The organism is Corynebacterium sp. LaCa_282 (genome assembly GCF_057198125.1).
The window spans coordinates 1,753,312-1,770,238 of record NZ_CP191095.1 but is presented as its reverse complement, the minus strand read 5'-3'; the positions used below and the strand labels follow the sequence as shown (position 1 = coordinate 1,770,238).

The 16,927-nt window shown below is 59.2% G+C and carries 17 protein-coding genes and 1 other RNA gene; 14 read left to right on the top strand and 4 right to left on the bottom strand.

From position 1 onward, the window contains the following. The first annotated feature begins 322 nt into the window (after nucleotides 1–322). Together ACP8KU_RS08265 and ACP8KU_RS08260 are read left to right on the top strand one after the other, a co-directional pair. Nucleotides 323–2,179, top strand: a complete 1,857-nt coding sequence (locus ACP8KU_RS08265; RefSeq protein WP_484483586.1) for a siderophore-interacting protein — start codon at nucleotides 323–325, stop codon at nucleotides 2,177–2,179. Between the two features lie 410 nt (nucleotides 2,180–2,589). Beyond that, nucleotides 2,590–3,207: a hypothetical protein gene (locus tag ACP8KU_RS08260; protein WP_005281832.1), complete on the top strand. Its 618-nt coding sequence runs from the start codon at nucleotides 2,590–2,592 to the stop codon at nucleotides 3,205–3,207. A gap of 64 nt (nucleotides 3,208–3,271) precedes the next feature. On the opposite strand, the gene ACP8KU_RS08255 is transcribed toward ACP8KU_RS08260, so the two are convergent. Further along, nucleotides 3,272–3,712 (bottom strand): DUF1990 family protein, encoded by a 441-nt coding sequence (locus ACP8KU_RS08255; protein WP_005277593.1) that lies wholly within the window; start codon nucleotides 3,710–3,712, stop codon nucleotides 3,272–3,274. A 210-nt stretch (nucleotides 3,713–3,922) separates the two neighbouring features. Between ACP8KU_RS08255 and ACP8KU_RS08250 the strand changes: the two genes are divergently transcribed. The 4 genes from ACP8KU_RS08250 to ACP8KU_RS08235 all read left to right on the top strand — a co-directional run bounded on the left by ACP8KU_RS08250 (nucleotide 3,923) and on the right by ACP8KU_RS08235 (nucleotide 7,735). Further along, the gene (locus ACP8KU_RS08250) at nucleotides 3,923–5,014 is read left to right on the top strand and encodes a S1 family peptidase (protein WP_484483585.1); all 1,092 of its coding nucleotides are present in this window, start codon (nucleotides 3,923–3,925) and stop codon (nucleotides 5,012–5,014) included. A gap of 238 nt (nucleotides 5,015–5,252) precedes the next feature. Next, nucleotides 5,253–5,537, top strand: a complete 285-nt coding sequence (locus ACP8KU_RS08245) for a FeoA family protein (protein WP_484483584.1) — start codon at nucleotides 5,253–5,255, stop codon at nucleotides 5,535–5,537. A 3-nt stretch (nucleotides 5,538–5,540) separates the two neighbouring features. Next, nucleotides 5,541–7,478, top strand: coding sequence for a ferrous iron transport protein B (gene feoB / locus ACP8KU_RS08240; RefSeq protein WP_484483583.1), 1,938 nt, complete (start codon nucleotides 5,541–5,543; stop codon nucleotides 7,476–7,478). Beyond that, the gene (locus tag ACP8KU_RS08235) at nucleotides 7,475–7,735 is read left to right on the top strand and encodes a hypothetical protein (RefSeq protein WP_005277598.1); all 261 of its coding nucleotides are present in this window, start codon (nucleotides 7,475–7,477) and stop codon (nucleotides 7,733–7,735) included. Before feoB ends, ACP8KU_RS08235 begins: the two co-directional genes overlap by 4 nt. Here the strand turns inward: ACP8KU_RS08235 and hisN are convergent. Next, nucleotides 7,732–8,514 carry a histidinol-phosphatase gene (gene hisN / locus ACP8KU_RS08230; protein ID WP_023016942.1) on the bottom strand — a complete coding sequence of 261 codons (783 nt, stop codon included), beginning with the start codon at nucleotides 8,512–8,514 and terminating at the stop codon, nucleotides 7,732–7,734. The two genes, ACP8KU_RS08235 and hisN, sit on opposite strands and share 4 nt — an antisense overlap. Further along, nucleotides 8,507–9,343: an inositol monophosphatase family protein gene (locus ACP8KU_RS08225; RefSeq protein WP_284636392.1), complete on the bottom strand. Its 837-nt coding sequence runs from the start codon at nucleotides 9,341–9,343 to the stop codon at nucleotides 8,507–8,509. Before ACP8KU_RS08225 ends, hisN begins: the two co-directional genes overlap by 8 nt. 60 nt (nucleotides 9,344–9,403) lie before the next feature. Here ACP8KU_RS08225 and prfB point away from each other — a divergent pair, with 60 nt between their 5' ends. Continuing rightward, nucleotides 9,404–10,507 (top strand): peptide chain release factor 2, encoded by a 1,104-nt coding sequence (gene prfB / locus ACP8KU_RS08220; RefSeq protein WP_005277601.1) that lies wholly within the window; start codon nucleotides 9,404–9,406, stop codon nucleotides 10,505–10,507. Nucleotides 10,508–10,528: 21 nt separating this feature from the next. Here prfB and ACP8KU_RS08215 read toward each other — a convergent pair whose 3' ends face one another. After that, nucleotides 10,529–12,151, bottom strand: coding sequence for an AbgT family transporter (locus ACP8KU_RS08215; protein WP_484483582.1), 1,623 nt, complete (start codon nucleotides 12,149–12,151; stop codon nucleotides 10,529–10,531). Nucleotides 12,152–12,271: 120 nt separating this feature from the next. On the opposite strand from ACP8KU_RS08215, the gene ftsE reads away from it, so the two are divergent. From ftsE to ACP8KU_RS08180, 7 genes are all read left to right on the top strand, one after another. Next, nucleotides 12,272–12,970, top strand: coding sequence for a cell division ATP-binding protein FtsE (gene ftsE / locus ACP8KU_RS08210; RefSeq protein ID WP_023016944.1), 699 nt, complete (start codon nucleotides 12,272–12,274; stop codon nucleotides 12,968–12,970). After that, nucleotides 12,967–13,869 carry a permease-like cell division protein FtsX gene (ftsX, locus tag ACP8KU_RS08205; protein ID WP_005277606.1) on the top strand — a complete coding sequence of 301 codons (903 nt, stop codon included), beginning with the start codon at nucleotides 12,967–12,969 and terminating at the stop codon, nucleotides 13,867–13,869. Before ftsE ends, ftsX begins: the two co-directional genes overlap by 4 nt. Nucleotides 13,870–13,913: 44 nt before the next feature. Further along, nucleotides 13,914–14,417, top strand: a complete 504-nt coding sequence (smpB, locus tag ACP8KU_RS08200; protein ID WP_023016945.1) for an SsrA-binding protein SmpB — start codon at nucleotides 13,914–13,916, stop codon at nucleotides 14,415–14,417. Further along, the gene (locus ACP8KU_RS08195; RefSeq protein WP_005277610.1) at nucleotides 14,410–14,775 is read left to right on the top strand and encodes a DUF488 domain-containing protein; all 366 of its coding nucleotides are present in this window, start codon (nucleotides 14,410–14,412) and stop codon (nucleotides 14,773–14,775) included. The genes smpB and ACP8KU_RS08195 overlap by 8 nt, the downstream gene beginning before the upstream one ends. A 66-nt stretch (nucleotides 14,776–14,841) precedes the next feature. Next, nucleotides 14,842–15,224, top strand: a transfer-messenger RNA (tmRNA) gene (gene ssrA / locus ACP8KU_RS08190). 196 nt (nucleotides 15,225–15,420) lie between these two features. Continuing rightward, on the top strand, nucleotides 15,421–15,744 hold the full coding sequence (locus ACP8KU_RS08185; protein WP_023025804.1) for a DUF4288 domain-containing protein: 324 nt from the start codon (nucleotides 15,421–15,423) through the stop codon (nucleotides 15,742–15,744). 394 nt (nucleotides 15,745–16,138) lie between these two features. After that, nucleotides 16,139–16,906, top strand: coding sequence for an amidohydrolase family protein (locus ACP8KU_RS08180; protein WP_284643401.1), 768 nt, complete (start codon nucleotides 16,139–16,141; stop codon nucleotides 16,904–16,906). Nucleotides 16,907–16,927 lie beyond the last annotated feature (21 nt).

The window sequence follows — 16,927 nt, the reverse complement described above, 5'->3', positions numbered from 1 at the left end:
CTAGAAGAGGCTCGCTCCGTTGCAGCAGGTAGTCATGAACGCCTTCCGATTTATCGGGAGGCGTTCTCTTCAATGGACTGTACCCAAGGCAGTGGTGCGTCCGTTCTTGCCCTTCGAAAACCGAAAACCTGGCCTCACGCTTCCCGCATATTCGCTCATCGGCACAGCACGATGACTGTATTAAAAGGTGTGTAGGTGAGCCGGAAAATGCTTGGCGCTGGGAGAGGCGTTCAAGGCGTCAGCACAACTTAATAAGACAATTTAGGCCATCGAATAAAGTGAAATAAAAGCCATCAAAACCGAGAGGGGAATGGTCTCAAAAATGCCAAGGAACAGCCGGAGCAGGGAAATTTATCCAATTTCTTACCGGGAATTGTATGTGGAAAATATCGAAGATATATCGCCAGCCATGCGGCGAATTACGCTCAGCGGGGAGCAACTCCGAGACCACGATCGCGATGGTATTTCCGTTCCTTCGCTGATAAGCCATGGTTTTGACGACGACGTTCGGCTCATCTTCCCGGATCCGGAAACGGGGGAGCGGCCGCACCCAATAGCGCAAAATGATGGCAACTTATTGTGGCCAGAAGCCGTTAAAAACCTATTCCGCACATACACGGTTCGCTACTTTGACGCTGTTAATGGGCGATTAGCAATTGATTTTGCGCGCCATGGTGAGGGCTTGGCCGAAAACTGGTCACAGAGTGTCCGCATCGGTGACCCCATTTTTGTGGCAGGGCCGAAATCGTGTGCACAGTTACCCACGCATACCGATTGGCTTTTCTTGGCAGGAGACGAGACGGCGCTCCCAGCAATCGGCCGCTGCCTCGAGTCGCTCCCGGCTGGGCATGATGCGATTGCGGTGATAGAGGTTCCGACGAGCGCTGATATTCAAGACCTAGACATTCCCGATTCGGTACAGATCCACTGGGCCATACGTGACCGAGGCGAGGACTTCGTAGAAAAGTCGCGTGCGCTTTTTGAGGAGACTTCTCAGTCGGCATTGCCAGGTGGCGAAGCATACGCATGGGCGGCGGGGGAGGCCTCCCGGCTGAAACCGCTGCGGCGTTTGTTTAAGGCTTCCGGAATTTCCCCTGAGCATCGGGAAATCACAGGCTACTGGCGGCGTACCAGCCAAAGCGACGCTAAAGAAAGCGCATCGAACAGCAGCAATAGTGTTTTGCACAATATCCATGATCTGGCTGAGCTGAATTCAGCCTTTGCGCTCCGCACTGCCGTGCGTTTAGGGCTCTTCCAAGAAATCGATGCAGGTGCGAACACGGTCCCTGCTCTTGCTGCTGCGACAGAACTGCACGAGGATGCGCTACGGAGGTTTATCCGTTACCTGGCGGCTCTTCAACTCGTCGAAGTACGCGAGCGTACCCTCGCGTTGACCGCAATGGGAACTGAGTTGGCGGACCCAGATTCCAATGTGGTGCGTTGGTTAAGCGGGCCTGCGCATCTTGAGGCGATGGCGCTGATGCGCCTTGAACACAGCCTTCGTACCGGAGAGTCGGCGCCGCAAGGCGAAAGGGGATTGCCGTGGTCAGAATATCTTGGCCAAGACCCGCACCTGGCAGCCGAACGCTTTGAGCAAAAGAATGTGAGTGCTGGGTGGACTGCTCCTTCCGCGGCAAAGGAACTGCAGCAGTACCTGGATGACACCGCTCGCGTTCTCATCATTGGCCAGGGAGGTGCAGTATATGCGGATGAAATTCTCCGCCGATGCGAACATGCTGAGTGCCGGATTATCACCGATGCGTCCTCGGAAGCGGTGCTACGGGAAATCGCAGGAGCCTCTCGTGAACGATGCGAAACGAGTGGCGGCGAAAGCGGCTTTAATCCCACCGAAGCAGACTATGCGTGGGCAACTGACGTTATTTTCATCGATCCCTGGAGCGTCTTTGGTAGCGAGGCGGTGGCCGCCGAATTAGGCCGCGCGGTTGGTGGGGATAAGTCCCGCCGGGCTTATATCCTTACCGAGGTCCTCGAGGAAGCCGGCGGCGATGAGCATTCCTATGAAGAGGACTTGGTAAGGCTTTCCATGTTCGGCACCAAGGTGCCGACCCAGGACGATGTCAGCGCTGCTACCGCTGATAGCCGCGCTCTTATTTCTTCTGCCACGGCTGTTGGCTGGGGCAAACACCTCTTCGTCCTGGAAGCAGAAGCGAATTCCTAAAGAGGAACCTCGGTAGGCCAAAATCCCCAAGCTTAACCTTTCATTTGCGGACCACGGTTCCGCGCGGGAGCCGGGTGGCCGTGGCTGCCATAAGCGTGGTGAACACGGTGAAGTAAGCGAACGTTGTCCAGCCGACCCCGTGGGTGGGGGCCTTTTCGACCGCGACGTTGTGTTGGCGCGGCGGTGGAATATCCAAAACAACCGCGTTTGTCCACTTTTCGGCTCGATCTTTGGCGAAATGCGGTTGTTTTGGACAACCCGAGGCTCAGCCGTATCTCTCACTGAAGGGAGGGGCACTGAAATCACAAAAGAGCCCTCCGATTTTCCAATTCCGGTTTCCTGTGCACGCACCTTAACTTTCTGGAACGCTAGGATAGGAGAAAATAGATCTAGTTAAGGAGTACAAAGCAATGGCTAAAGAAACTGCACGCGCCCTTGGCCACGAAGTAGACGTGGATCGCGAGAAATTTACTTACCTAGCATCCACTGATGCCGAGGGCAACAAGATTGAATCCGGCAAGGCTGCGGGAGCCGGTGTAGCCGGAGCCGCGGCTGGCGGGGCTGCTGCTGCCAGCGCCGCCGCAACGGCAAGCGCAGATGAGCAAAATGATGCTGCGGCGCAGAGTGATTACGAGCCGAAGAATCACGTCGTTACCGGCGCTGAGGAAGAGCACGTCGGCACTGCGGCGGAGCAGCCCGATCTGCAGGAACAGCTGGATGAGGGTAACGCGGACTATGAGCCCTCACAGCATGTGGTGGGCGAGGCCGAAGAAGAGCACATCGGTACCGCGCCGGAGCAGCCGGAAGAGAATGCGGCAGATGATGAGCGCGATGACTTCGATGACCTGAAGGATAAGGTCACCGAGGCCGGCAATGTCGTTGAAGAGGCCATCAACCGTGCGAAGGACTTTGTAGAAGACAAGGCCCAGGAGTACCAGGAGGGTTCCGGTAAGAAGGGCGGTTTCTTTGACCGCGTGAAAGACGTTGTGCGCGAGGCTCGCGATAATCTCGATGAGAAGCGCAAGTAGTTAACTACGCGTAGGCCGCTGCTTTTCCCGTAGGGGGAGAGGCAGCGGCCTTTGTGCTGCCACGCTAGTCCAGCGCGTGCAGGTAGAACCGGCGGATGAGCAGGCGGCGGGGGATATCGACAAGCGGGCGCAAGAAGGGCAGGAAGGGCTCGGAGGCGGCATCGATAAGCAGCAGCGTCCGCCCATCGCGCAGGCGCTCTAAGGTGAAGGTTTCCTCGCCGCGCTCGAGGTGTCCGGGCAAGGTGCCGTAGGTAAAGCCGCAGCGGCCATCGCCGGCGAAGGTCTCGACCACGCGGCAGCGGAAATCAAATGGGCCAAGGCCCATGGTGATTTCGGCGCCTTCTTGGACGACCGGGTGGGTAGGTCGCACGCGGAAGAGGCCGCTGCGCTGGATGCCCCAGCGAAAGAGCCGGTGGGCTGCGGTATCGAAATCGGCGTCGATGACCCGGCTCATGTGCAGCTGCGGGAATCCGGCGGTATCGGAATAAGAAAGTGGCTCTGGCATCTCAAGCGCCAGCGTTTATCTGTGGGGAGCTCATGGGGGTAAAGAATAGGGCATCGAAAAGTTTTGGGGACGGATTGATCGCGGGATCACCCCCGAAACCTGAAAGAACGGTAACGGCTTGGAAACAGTCACAGGACTTAGCTGCTTTCACACGCGATCCATGTCAGGATTTAGCTAGCACGATCTTGACAACTGAAAGAAGGTAGTTTGATGCTTCGCATTCCGCACCTAAAGAAAGTCCTGGTGGGCTCGGCTTTCGCTGGTGCGTTTTTCTTGGGTTCCCCGGCAGCAGGAGCCCAAGAATTGCCCCAACCGGATATTGACTCGGCAGGGTTTATCAACCACGTGCGCGAGGGCCTCGCGGGCTTTGGTGTTGAGACCCCAGAGGTGGATAAGCAGGTCACCGATACCGTGGATTCCGCGCTGCATAACGCGCACGACACGGTGGCGGATCGCGCCCAGCAGGGGGCTCAGTATGCGGAGCCGGCCACCAACCCGAATCCCTTCGGGCTGCTGGAACAAGCCACCCAGGTAGAGCAAAAGCCACTGGGTAATAACCCCAACTACCAGTGGAAAAATGATGGTTTTTCCAAGGTAGCTGCGGGCAAGCCTGACGCGGACTTTGTTTTGCACCGCGTGCCGGGCTCCTTGTTCGATGCCCCGCGCATCCCCGAGGAATCCGATGCCGCCATGAACCAGGGCAAGTCCCTCTATGGCCCCGGCACCCCTATCTATGTCAATGGTGAGACGATGTGCACCTTGAGCGTTGCCGGCAATGACGCCGCCGGCCGCAAGGTGGGGCTAACCGCAGGACACTGCGGCAACGAGGGCGATGCGATTACCTCGGCCGATTCTGATCACATTGGCCCGACGGGCACCATCGTGTCCAAGAACGCTGCGTTGGATTACTCGGTGATCGAATTCGGCTCCAACGCTGAGGTCACCCGCACCTACAACGGGGTTACCGTTAACTCCCTAGGCGGGACCGTCAACCCGGGTGAGACCGTGTGCAAGCAAGGCGTTGCCACCGGCAAAACCTGCGGCATGACCTATCAGCAGGCGCAAAGCGTCCAGGTCAACCAGGTCTGCGCCATGATGGGCGATTCCGGCGCACCGCTGCTTGCCGGTGACCGCCTCATCGGTTCCATCTCCGGCGGCTTCCTGCCGGTGAACTTCCCGTGCCGCACCCCGCTGCAGGGCGCGGTTCACAACCCCACCGCCGCTACCAATATGGATACCGTGTTGGCGGATATGAACCGCCGCGGTGGCGTTGGCGCAGGGTTCACCTTGCCTGAGGCTTAAGCGCGAAGAAGATAGCGCCCCGTTTGGCTTTGAGAGCCGCATGGGGCGCTTTTTCGTGTGCTATTTCTATAGTCATATAACGCGCATCCGCCCCGCCAAAGCGGGGGAAAGCGAAGGCTATCCTTGTTCGCGGACAGCGGCCTAAACTAAACTGAGACTTACCTATTGGCCACTTAGGGTTAGTCAATATCTGCTGTGGATGCCCCGTCCGCAGCTAAGTTTGAACCGAGGTTTCCCCATGCACCAAACCTATCCCACCCCACCAGAAACCGGTCCCATGCGCGCGGACCAAGCACCCACCGACGCCGTGGTGGAACTGTCCGCTGAGTGCCTGCACAACGCGATCGAGACCCAACCGGCGCTGGCCGTGCGGCTGCGCGAGCTGGGCTTTCGGCCCGGCACCCGCGTGCAGATCGGCCGCACCGTCGCAGGTGGCGCGCGCGTGGTGAGCGTGGGCACGGCCCGCTATGCGGTGGATGCGCACACGCTGCGCCAACTCGAAGTCATTCCAGTGGAGGCATAAGCCATGGCACATAACTCCACGGCCCCAGCAAGCTGCCACAGTACCTCTAGTATGCGGATAGCGGCGGAAGGCACGCCGGTGCTTGCGCTGGTGGGCGCGCCGAATTCCGGAAAATCCACACTCTTTAACGCATTGACCGGCGCGAAGGTCCAGACCGGCAATTGGCCGGGCACCTCGGTCGAGGTCAGCCGCGGGCTCTGGAATGCGCAGCCAGAGGCCTTCGACATCATCGACCTGCCCGGCGCCTATTCCCTAGACCCCATGAGCCCCGATGAGGCCTTTACTAAGCAGATGCTCATTGACCGCCCCGCAGACGAGCGCCCCGATGTCGTCGTGGTCCTCGTGGACGCGACGGCCCCGGCCCGCGGGCTCAACTTGGCGCTGCAAATCGCCGCCGAGCCATACCGCGTGGTCCTCGGCGTCACCAAGGAGGATATGGCCGAGCAGCAGGGCATTAGCATCGATACTGATGCGCTCTCCCGCGCTACCGGCATGCCAGTGGTCAGCGTCAATGGTCGGCGCCGGCGCAACCTCGACGGGTTGGAAAGCGCCGTGGCGCAGGCCATGCGCGCCGAGCCGACCATCATTCGCGAGGATTCTGGCCTGGATCAGCGCTTCGCGGATCTCGATGCCGCCGAAAAGGCCGCGGTCCACCGCGTGGAGGTGGGCGAGACCCTCACCCAGCGCGTCGACCGCATGGTGCTGCACCCGGTGGTGGGCCCGCTGCTCTTCCTCGCGGTGATGTGGGCGGTCTTCTTCATCACCACCACGGTGGCAGGGCCCATGCAGGACGGCCTCGAGGACCTTATTACCGGTCCGGTTTCAGATGCGGCCCGCGCCGGGCTGGAAGCCATTGGCCTCGACCATTGGCTGATTACGGGCTTGCTTGTCGATGGCCTTATTGGCGGCGTCGGCATGGTCCTGACCTTCGCCCCGCTGCTGGCGCTGATGTTCTTGTGCCTCGCGGTGCTGGAGGATTCCGGCTACATGGCGCGCGCCGCGGTGGTCACCGATAGGGTGATGCGTTCGATTGGTCTGCCTGGCAAGGCCTTCATCCCCATCGTGGTGGGCTATGGCTGCAACGTGCCAGCGATTTCGGCCACGCGCGTGCTTGGCGATGTCCGCCACCGCATCCTTACCTGCCTGCTTATTCCGTTTACCTCGTGCTCGGCGCGGCTTATCGTCTTTATGATGCTGGCGCAGGTCTTCTTCCCCGATCACGCCGGATCGGCGGTCTTTGGCATGTACGTCTTATCCATCGCCCTGGTGGTTGCCGTGGGCCTGGCGCTGCGCAAAACGGTCTGGCGCGCCATGCCGTCCGAGGCGCTCGTTATTGACCTGCCGTCGTATCAGCTGCCCACGTTCAAGCTATCGCTCTCGGTCATGTGGGTGCGCCTGAAGGGATTCCTGCACACTGCAGGCGGCATCATCGTGGTCACGGTGGTGGTCATTTGGCTGCTCATGTCCATCCCGGTTACCGGTGGACATTCCTTTGACGAGGAGGCCGTCCCGCCGGAGGACTCGGCCTATGGCGCGGTATCCAAGGCGATATCCCCGGCGTTTGCGCCGGCTGGCTTCGATTCGTGGTCGCTCACCGGCCCGCTGGTAACAGGTTTTGTGGCGAAGGAAACGCTGATTTCCACCTGGGCGCAGACCTACGCCGTCGATGACGTCACGGATGCCGATCCTGAAGAACAAGCCGAGTCTTCGCTGGCCGATCACATCCGCAGCGATTTCGATGCCGCTTCAGGTGGGCACGGGCTGGCCGCGGTGTGGGCGTACATGGTCTTCCTCTTGGCCTATACGCCGTGCGTAGCCACGGTGGCCGCGCAGCGGCGCGAAATTGGCTGGAAGTGGACGCTCATCGGCTTTGTGCTGCAGCTCGTCACGGCATGGGTTTTGGCTCTTGGCGTCTTCCAAGTGCTGAGGTTATTCCTATGAGCCCTACAGACAAGGTAAAAGAAGCGATCCGCGGCGGTCACTCCACCCCCGCGGACATCGCCCGCGCGACCGGACTGGGGCAGGGGACCGTGGAGGTCATCCTCGCCCACTTGGAACACAGCGCACAGCTCGTGCGCGAATCGCTGTCCTCGTGCCCCACGGGCGGCTGCGGAAGCTGCTCGCACAGTGATGGCTGCTCTGGCGCCGAAGGCGGGCGCCGTGAACCGGTCTTATTGAAGCTTTCGGCCCACCCTTAATCCTGCAGCATCTGCAGCGCGGCCTTGTGCAGGCGGCCATTGGAGGCAATGGCCGATCCGCCGTGCGGCCCGGGATTGCCGGACAGATCCGTAAACGTGCCGCCCGCCTCGGTCACGAGCAGGGATGGGGCGGCGAGGTCCCAGAGGGAGACCTCAGGCTCGGTGGCGATATCGACGGCGCCTTCTGCCACGAGGCAATAGGACCAGAAATCGCCGTAGCCGCGCAGGCGCCACGTCTTATCCGTGAGGTTGAGGAACTTATCGCGCAACCCGCGCTCGGACCAGCCTGTCAGCGAGCTCATGGCCAGGGAGGCATGCCCAAGCTTTTCGATCTGAGAGACGTGCAGGCGCTTCGGCTCGCCGCCAAAAACGCGGTAGGCACCGGCGCCTTTCGCCGCGTACCAGCGACGGCGCAGGGCAGGCGCGGAGACCACGGAGACGACCGGTTCGCCGTCCTCGAGCAGGGAAATAAGCGTTGCCCACACGGGCACGCCGCGCACGAAGTTCTTCGTACCATCGATGGGATCGATAACCCACTGGCGGCCCTCGTAGCAGGCCTGGCCGCCGAATTCTTCGCCCAAAACCTCATCGCGCGGGCGGGAGCGCTTCAGCGAATCGCGGATGTGCTTCTCGCAGTTCAGATCCGCATCCGAAACCGGGGTCAGGTCCGGCTTTTCCTTGACGGAAAGGTCGGTGGCCTCAAAGCGATGCATCGTGACCACATCGGCGTGACCGGCTAACTCGAGAGCGAGACCTAAGTCTTCTTTGAATTTACCCACGGAGCCATTCCTCCATTTGTTGAACTACCTGTTTATTTCCGGCCAAGCACCACTCGACGCCACCGGCTTCTACCTTGCGGGCGGCACCACCGGCGGCTTCAATGAGAGCCTTGCCGGGGAACCAATCCCAATCCGCTACCGAATGCTGCATCCATGCGCCCCACGTGCCTTCTGCCACGGAGGCCAAGTCCACCGAACCGGCACCAAGCATACGGACTGTAGCAAAGTTTTCGGCCACCCGCTGCCACGCGGCACGAATTTCTGGATCCGCCAGCGACGTTGGGTGTAGGTAGGACGAGAGAGAGATTTCTTCTGCCGGCTTATCCTGCAGCTTGGCAACGTCCTTGCCATCGAGCGAGGTGGGGTAGTCGCGCCCGCCAAACCAGGTATAGCCCATGGCGGGGCGGTGGACGGCGCCGAGGGCGACCCCGGAGGCATCGGTAAGCGCGAGCGCCGAGCACCAATAATCCGAGCCAGAGGTGAAATTGTAGGTGCCATCCACCGGATCGATGACCCAATTGCGCCCAGACTGGGACTCGCGGGCGGTGCCTTCCTCGCCCACCAAGCCGTCCTCGGGGCGCACGGCCTCTAGCACGCCAGCGACGAAGCGCTCGGCGGCGCGGTCCGCATCCGTGACCACGTCAGAAATAGAGGTTTTCTGCTCAACCGAGACGCCCATCTCGCGCAAGCGCCAAGCCAAGCGTCCGGCGTTATACACAAGCGCCTGCGCCAAATGGGCATCCCCATCGTCTGCATGCGCGACAATAAACGTTTTGATGACCGCATCGATCATCTCCTGCAAGCTTGGCTTTTTATCCATGCACACCATTGTCGCCCTAAATCCAACCAATGGCTAATTCTGTGGGGGAGGTGGGTAAGATTGGGGCCTATGCGTCCCGAAGTAATTACACGGCTCAAGCAATTGGACACCACCCTGACCACCATTGAAAAGGTCATGGATCCGGAAGCCTTGGCTGCGCGCATTCGGGAGTTGGAAGCCCAAGCTGGGGATCCCTCGCTGTGGGATGACCCCGAGCACGCACAGAAGGTCACCTCTGAGCTATCAAGCGCGCAAGCAAAAGTCCGCAAACTGGAGTCTTTGCGCGGGCGTTTAGATGATATGCCGGTGATGTACGAGCTCGCGGAGGAAGAAGGCACCGTTTCCGTTGCCGATGAAGATCTTGCTGAGCTGGAAAGCGCCATCGAATCCCTCGAGGTAACCACCATGCTCTCCGGGGAATACGACCCGCGCGAGGCCGTGATCAATATCCGGTCGGGTGCTGGCGGGGTAGACGCGGCCGATTGGGCGGAGATGCTCATGCGCATGTACACCCGCTGGGCCGGAAAGCACGACCACAAGGTGGATATTTACGATATTTCCTATGCCGAGGAAGCAGGAATTAAATCCGCCACCTTCGTGGTGCATGGGGAATACATGTACGGCCAGCTTTCCGTGGAACAGGGCGCGCACCGCCTCGTGCGCCTTTCGCCCTTTGACAACCAGGGCCGGCGACAAACCTCCTTTGCAGAGGTCGAGGTCCTTCCTGTAGTGGAGCAAACGGACCACATTGACGTGCCAGATAATGAGGTGCGCGTGGACGTGTACCGTTCCTCTGGCCCCGGTGGACAGTCCGTTAACACCACCGATTCCGCGGTGCGCCTGACCCATATCCCCACCGGCATCGTGGTCACCTGCCAGAACGAGAAGTCGCAGATTCAAAATAAGGCTTCTGCCATGCGGGTTTTGCAGGCAAAGCTGTTGGAGCGCAAGCGCCAAGAAGAGCGGGCGGAGCTCGATGCGCTCGGCGCCGGCGGCAATGCCTCTTGGGGCAACCAGATGCGCTCTTATGTTTTGCACCCGTACCAAATGGTCAAAGACCTGCGTACCAATTTTGAAATGGGCGATCCCTCCAAGGTGCTCGATGGGGATATCGACGGATTCTTGGAAGCCGGAATCCGGTGGCGCATGCAACAAGAGCGCGGCGAGGATTAACCTCAACCGCGCTCTGCAGACTTAAGCTGGGTAGTGCATTGGTGCGCCCGGTCCGAGCGGGATGCCCAGCAGGTACCACACGATAAAGAAGAGGAACCAGCCGACGATCATGGCGATGGAATACGGCAGCGCCAGCGACATCAGCGTGCCGACACCCGCCGGCTTGTAGTACCGCTGCAGGAAGGTCAGCGCGAGAGCGAAGTACGGCGACATCGGGGTGATGATATTTGTCGGCGAGTCACCGATACGGAAGAGCATCTGGGAGACCTCAGGAGAAATGCCCACATACATCATCATCGGGACGATCACCGGCGCCATCAGGGCCCACTGCGCGGAACCTGAGGTAATGAACAGGTTGAGGATTGCCACCATGGCCACGAGCGCGGCGAACATCAAAATAGGCGGCAGCGACCATGCTTGCAGCAGTTCAGAGCCCTTAATCGCGGTCCAAACACCGAGGTTTGACCACTGGAACCACGCCAGGAACTGGGCCACGGCGAAAAAGAGCACCAGCATGGGAACCAAGGTTTTAATGCCCTTGGCCATAAAATCTGGCACGTCGGAGGCAGACTTCAGCGTGCCGGCGTAGATGCCGTAGACGATGCCGCAGACCAAGAACGCCAGGGCAATGGGAACCGCAATCGCGCTAATCAGCGGCGATTCCATGAAGCTATCTTCTTGGCTAGCGAGCGGGGAGCCTGGGATGAAGAGTAGGGCGAAGAATCCGGCGAGGAAGATGAGTAGCGCGATGCCAGAAGCGGTCAAGCCCTTTTGCTCCTCCGGCTTTACCCGCAGCTCGTCTTCTTCTTCCTCGAAATCAACGTCGCTTTCTTCCTCGTCCGCCTCGTTATCAGCGGCGCCGGCGGCCTGGGAGAAGGAGACTTCCTCGTAATTGATCTTGTCGTGGTTGACCAGGTCGCGGGCCTTTTTCACCATGAACCATTCCGTGACGGCGGTGATGATAAGAGACAGCACGATGGCGGATGGGATGACGAAGAAGATATTGGCCAGCGGGCTGACCTCATAAGCCTCATCCACAAACTGTGCGGCAGGAGTGGAAATACCGGCCAGCAGGAGGTCAGTGATGTTGAGGATTAGCGAGGCGTTGAAGCCCGCCGAGGATGCCGCAAAGGCCACCATGGCACCCACGATGGGGGAGCGGCCCACCGAGTGGAAGGCCATCGCGCCCAGCGGGATGAGGATGACATAAATGGCATCCGAAGCCACGGAACCGGTCACGCCGGCCAGCGCGACGATGAAGGTAAGGAACTTCGGGCTGACCTTGGTCACCATGGTGCGCACGAGCGCGGACAAGAGCCCGGACTGTTCGGCCACGGCCACACCCAGCATCACGGCGAGGATGACGCCCAGTGGCGGGAAGCTCGTGAAGTTCTCCACCGCGTCCGTGACCATGCGCGAGATATTCTCGGTGGTCAGGAGGGATTCAACCTCGATGGTATCGCCGGATTTAGGATCCTCGGCGCTCATGCCAATTAAGTGGCCAATCCATGAGGTAATGGCGACGATGATCGCGAGGATGACGAAGAGCCAGAAAGGATCGGGGAGTTTATTGCCAATCTTTTCTACGGTGCCTAAAAAGCCGCTTGCTTTCTCCGGTTTTTCTTTGGTTTTAGTCTCGGCCATAGTATCGGCACTTTCTGTCGATCGGGTCGGGCATCATTGCGTACCAGATTTTGTGTTCTAGACTACACTACTAAATAGCGTTCACAGGTCACTGTCAACTTTGGTTGCTACAGTGGCGGGGTGATTACTTTCAATAACGTGACTAAGGTGTATTCCGCCCAGTCCCGCCCCGCGCTCGATGGGGTGTCTTTTGAAATTGCGGACGGTGAGTTTGCGTTCCTCATCGGCCCTTCGGGGTCCGGAAAGTCCACTTTTCTTGAGCTCATGGTGCGCTATAGCAATGTGACCTCGGGCGATATTTACTTCGGTGACTTCCACGTCAATGAGTTGAAGGGCAAGGATATTAACGCCCTACGCCAATCCATTGGCTACGTATTCCAGGATTTTCGGCTGCTACCCAAGCTCAACGTGTACCAGAATGTGGCGTTTGCCCTGGAGGTCATCGGCAAGAGCAAGCACCGCATCTCCACCGCGGTGCCGCAGGTACTGGAGATGGTGGGGCTGGAAAACCGCCACCATGCGATGCCGCACGAGCTTTCCGGCGGTGAGCAGCAGCGCGTTGCTATCGCCCGCGCCCTGGTCAATCGCCCGAAGCTGCTGCTTGCCGATGAACCCACGGGCAACCTCGATCCCGCCACCGCCGACGGGATCATGGACTTGCTGTTGCGCATCAACAAGCGTGGCACCACCGTAGTGATGTCCACGCACAATTCCCGCGCCGTGGATAAGGCGAAGAGGCGCGTGCTGGAATTGCGCGATGGCACGCTCGTTCGCGATGAACACAACGCCGCCTATTCGGCGCAGGAGGAGCAGGCATGAACCTAGGATTCATCTTCCGCGAGGCCACCAAGGGCTTGGGCCGCAACCTGACGATGACCATCGCGATGCTCATTACCACAGCCATTTCTGTCGGCGCCGTGGTTGCCGGCATCATGGTCACCAACCTCACCAAGGATACGAAGGATATCTACTTGGACCGCGTCGAGGTCATGGTGCAGCTCAACGAGGATATTTCCGCCACGGATCCAAACTGCTCCACTCCCGCATGCGCGGACTTAAAGGACCAGCTGGAATCCGATAGTTCCGTAGAATCCGTGGAATTTCGCAACCGCGAGGCCTCCTACGAGCGCTTCCGTGAGCTATTCCAGGACACGGATCCGGTGATGGTGGAACAAACCTCGCCGGATGCGCTGCCTGCAGCACTGCACGTGCGCCTCGTGGACCCGGAGGAGGCCTCCGCCATCGATGCCGTGCGGGATAACCCGGCGGTAGAAGAGGTCGTGGACCAGCAGGAAGAGGTGCGTGAGGCGGCAAGCAACCTTGATTCCATCCGCACCGCCACCTTCATCGTGGCCATCGTGATGTCCATTGCAGCCATCTTCTTGGTGGCCAATATGGTGCAAATCGCCGCCTTCCACCGCACCCGGGAGACCGAAATTATGCGCATGGTGGGCGCCTCGCGCTGGATGACGCAAGCGCCGTTCGTGGTAGAAGCGGTGCTCGCCTCCCTTATCGGTGTGGTCCTGGGCGGTGCCGGGCTGCTCGTGGCGAAGTCCCAAGTGATCGATCCTGCGCTGCAGGGCCTGTATGAATCGCAGTTGCTGGCACCGATGAAGTTAAGCGATCTGTGGATAGCACTGCCGCTGGTGGGGCTGCTCGCCTTGGCGGTTACCGCTGCCACCGCGCAGATTACCCTGCGTTCCTATGTCCGCCGCTAAGCCGTTTGCCGGGTGCGGTAAACGAGCAGTACACTGAGGCAATTATGGCTAAAAAGGGCAAGAAGAATAAGAAGGCGGCTTCCGGGGACGCCACGCTTGCGACCAACCGCCGGGCCCGGCACGACTATAAGATCCTGGAAGAATTCGAGTGCGGCATCGTCTTGCTCGGCACGGAGATCAAATCCCTCCGGGAAGGCAAGATCTCGCTTAATGATGCCTTCGCCACCATTGATAATGGCGAGGTGTACTTGCGGAATCTACACATTCCGGAGTATTCGATGGGGTCCTGGACCAACCACAGCCCGCGGCGCACCCGCAAGCTCTTGCTGCACCGCCGGGAGATCGACAAGCTCTACGGGCAGGTGCGCAACGGCAATAAAACCTTGGTGCCGCTCAAGGTGTACCTCAAAAATGGGTACGCGAAGTTGTCGCTGGCGCTCGCGCAGGGTAAGCAGGATTATGACAAGCGCGAAGACATCAAGCGGCGCGACCAGAACCGCGAAATCACCCGCGAGCTCGGCCGCCGCGTGAAGGGGATTAATGCTTAAAACGGTAAAGGTTCACGATGCAGTCAAGGGCGAGGACTCCATTTCCGGAACCGGCGTATTGGTAGACCGCCTGTGGCCGCGGGGCATCGCCAAGGCGGACCTGGACTATGACGAATGGTTTAAGGACGTGGCGCCCAGCCCCGAGCTGCGCAAGTGGTGGGGCCATGACGATGATTCCTTCCAGGAGTTTTCGCGCCGCTACCGCGCCGAGCTCGATGACCGCGAGTCCGAGGAACTCACCCGGTTGCTCTCCTTGGCAAAGGAGGGGGACCTCACCCTGCTCTTTGGTGCTGCCGACCGCGAGATTAACCACGCGGTGGTCTTAAAAGACTGGCTGGAAGAGCACTTGGAGAAATAAAAGCGTCTGCGGTAGTGTTGGAATAACCGTAGGGAATGATGCACTATCCCGTCCCTACAGTGCTATGGGGTTGATTTGGTTTCGACTTCGTACACTGCGCCAGGGGAAGCGTGCCGGTGAAGGCTATCGACCACCGTTTAAGCGTCGTAGTAAACAAATAAACGCAGAGAAGAACTCTCAGCGTGACTACGCCCTCGCTGCCTAATTACAGCGACGCGTGTCTGTCAGCCTAGGTTTCGTTCCTGACCTAGAACCTGGCATCGACTAAGGAACTTGCCGTCTGGCTGTGTCATCAGGACCAGATGGGACTCTTACTGGTGACTGGGCCCATCATCCGGTACGAGTTCGCCCGAACCGGAGGGCCGAGCAGAGATCATGTGCGAACTGCGCACGGAGAAGCCCTGGCAAGGTGACGAAGGACCCGGGTTCAAGTCCCGGCAGCTCCACCGAGAGCCCCTCACCTGCATTTGCAGGTGAGGGGCTCTTTATATTCCGCATCGGTGAGCTCATCGGTGATTGTGACTAACTTGGATCTAGTTGATCGGGATGCCGGATGGAAAACTTGTTAAACTGACCAACGTGAATACTTTCACGTTGTGCCAGCTAGAGATAGGTTGCACGGCCTCGACTGACAGAAGGTGAAGCATGGAACCTTACGTAGGAATAGTGGTATTCGAGCTGTCTCGTGTCGGGACACAAAAGAGCTATTTCCGTGAAGATTTTTATATCGTCTATGCAGATACGGACGAAGCTGCCTCGGAGCGTGTACAGGCGTTGGCGCATGCACAAGAAGACGAAGGAGACGCCGAACATGGCTCAGTAAAGGTTCGTCACATCGTAGATATTGCCCCTGCCTTGTATGGGACTGTGGAAAAGGACATTGACTTGTACTCTCGGCATTTCGCTTCACTCGAAGACTATAAGCGATTCGAAATGAAGCTTGGAGGGACTAACCCCCTGAAAGATTAAATCAAGCTCAACGTCGAGGTTAGGCAGCTTTCTTAGCGAGTAGTGCTGGCTCCATTGCTTCGGCGATTGCTTCTAGGACGGGGAAGGGGGGGAATAGTTGACTTTTAGGCTAGTGCCATAGTCGACGGCTTGTACCCAATTGGATACTAAGCGACCTTTACGTTAGTGAAATGTCCCAGATTTTCCCATCTATCCACACGGAACAAAATCTGGGACACTTCAGTACTAGGCTCAACTCTCGCCGCCCTGGTGTCCAGGTAAGTGCAGTTCGGCCAGTAACGTCCATGGCTTAGACGGGTTCAGTTCCCGGCAACTCCACCGAGAGCCCCAGCTGGATTCAGCTCTAGCTGGGGTTTTCTTATGAGAGTCCCCGCGCGCGGCTAGGGTAGTGGCCATGCAGCGAGTATTTGATTCCCACCTCCACATCATCGATTTTTCCCACCCCATTCAGGAGAATCAGGGTTATACGCCGCCGGAGTTTTTGGTTCCGGCCTATGACATATGGCGCGAAAAGCTGCGGAGTGAGGGTTTTGATATCACCGCTGGCGCGGTAGTTTCCGGATCCTTTCAGGGCTTTGACCAGGGGTATCTGGCAGAAGCTCTGGGGGAGTTGGATAACTTCGTCGGGGTCACGCAGCTGCCTGCCGATGTCTCCGATGCCGAAATCCGCCGCCTCGATGGCCTGGGCGTGCGGGCGGTGCGCTTTAACTTCCGGCGCGGTGGCAGCGCAGCGCGGGAGGACCTCGAGGAATTCGCCTGGCGGATCTATGACCTAGCCGGCTGGCACGTGGAGCTGTATGTCGACGCGGCCGCGCTGGGCGATATGGCGCCGGTGCTGAAGAAGCTGCCGGCCGTGAGCATCGACCACCTGGGCCTGAGCGAGCAGGGAGTAGATGACCTCTTGGAGCTTGTCGATGCCGGGGTAAAGGTCAAGGCCACCGGATTCGGGCGCGTGGACCTCGACCCGGGGGAGGTGGTGCGCCGCATTGTTGACGTCGATCCAACCGCGCTCATGGCGGGTACCGATCTGCCCTCACAGCGGGCGAGCCGGGTGTTTTCGGTAGACGATTTCCAGCTCATTGGGGAGGCCGCGGGGGTGCATGCCGATGCCGTTTTCTTTGCAAATGCAGCGCGTTTCTACGGTCGGGACGATGCGCTTTAGGAAAGGTTACCCTTAACCTTG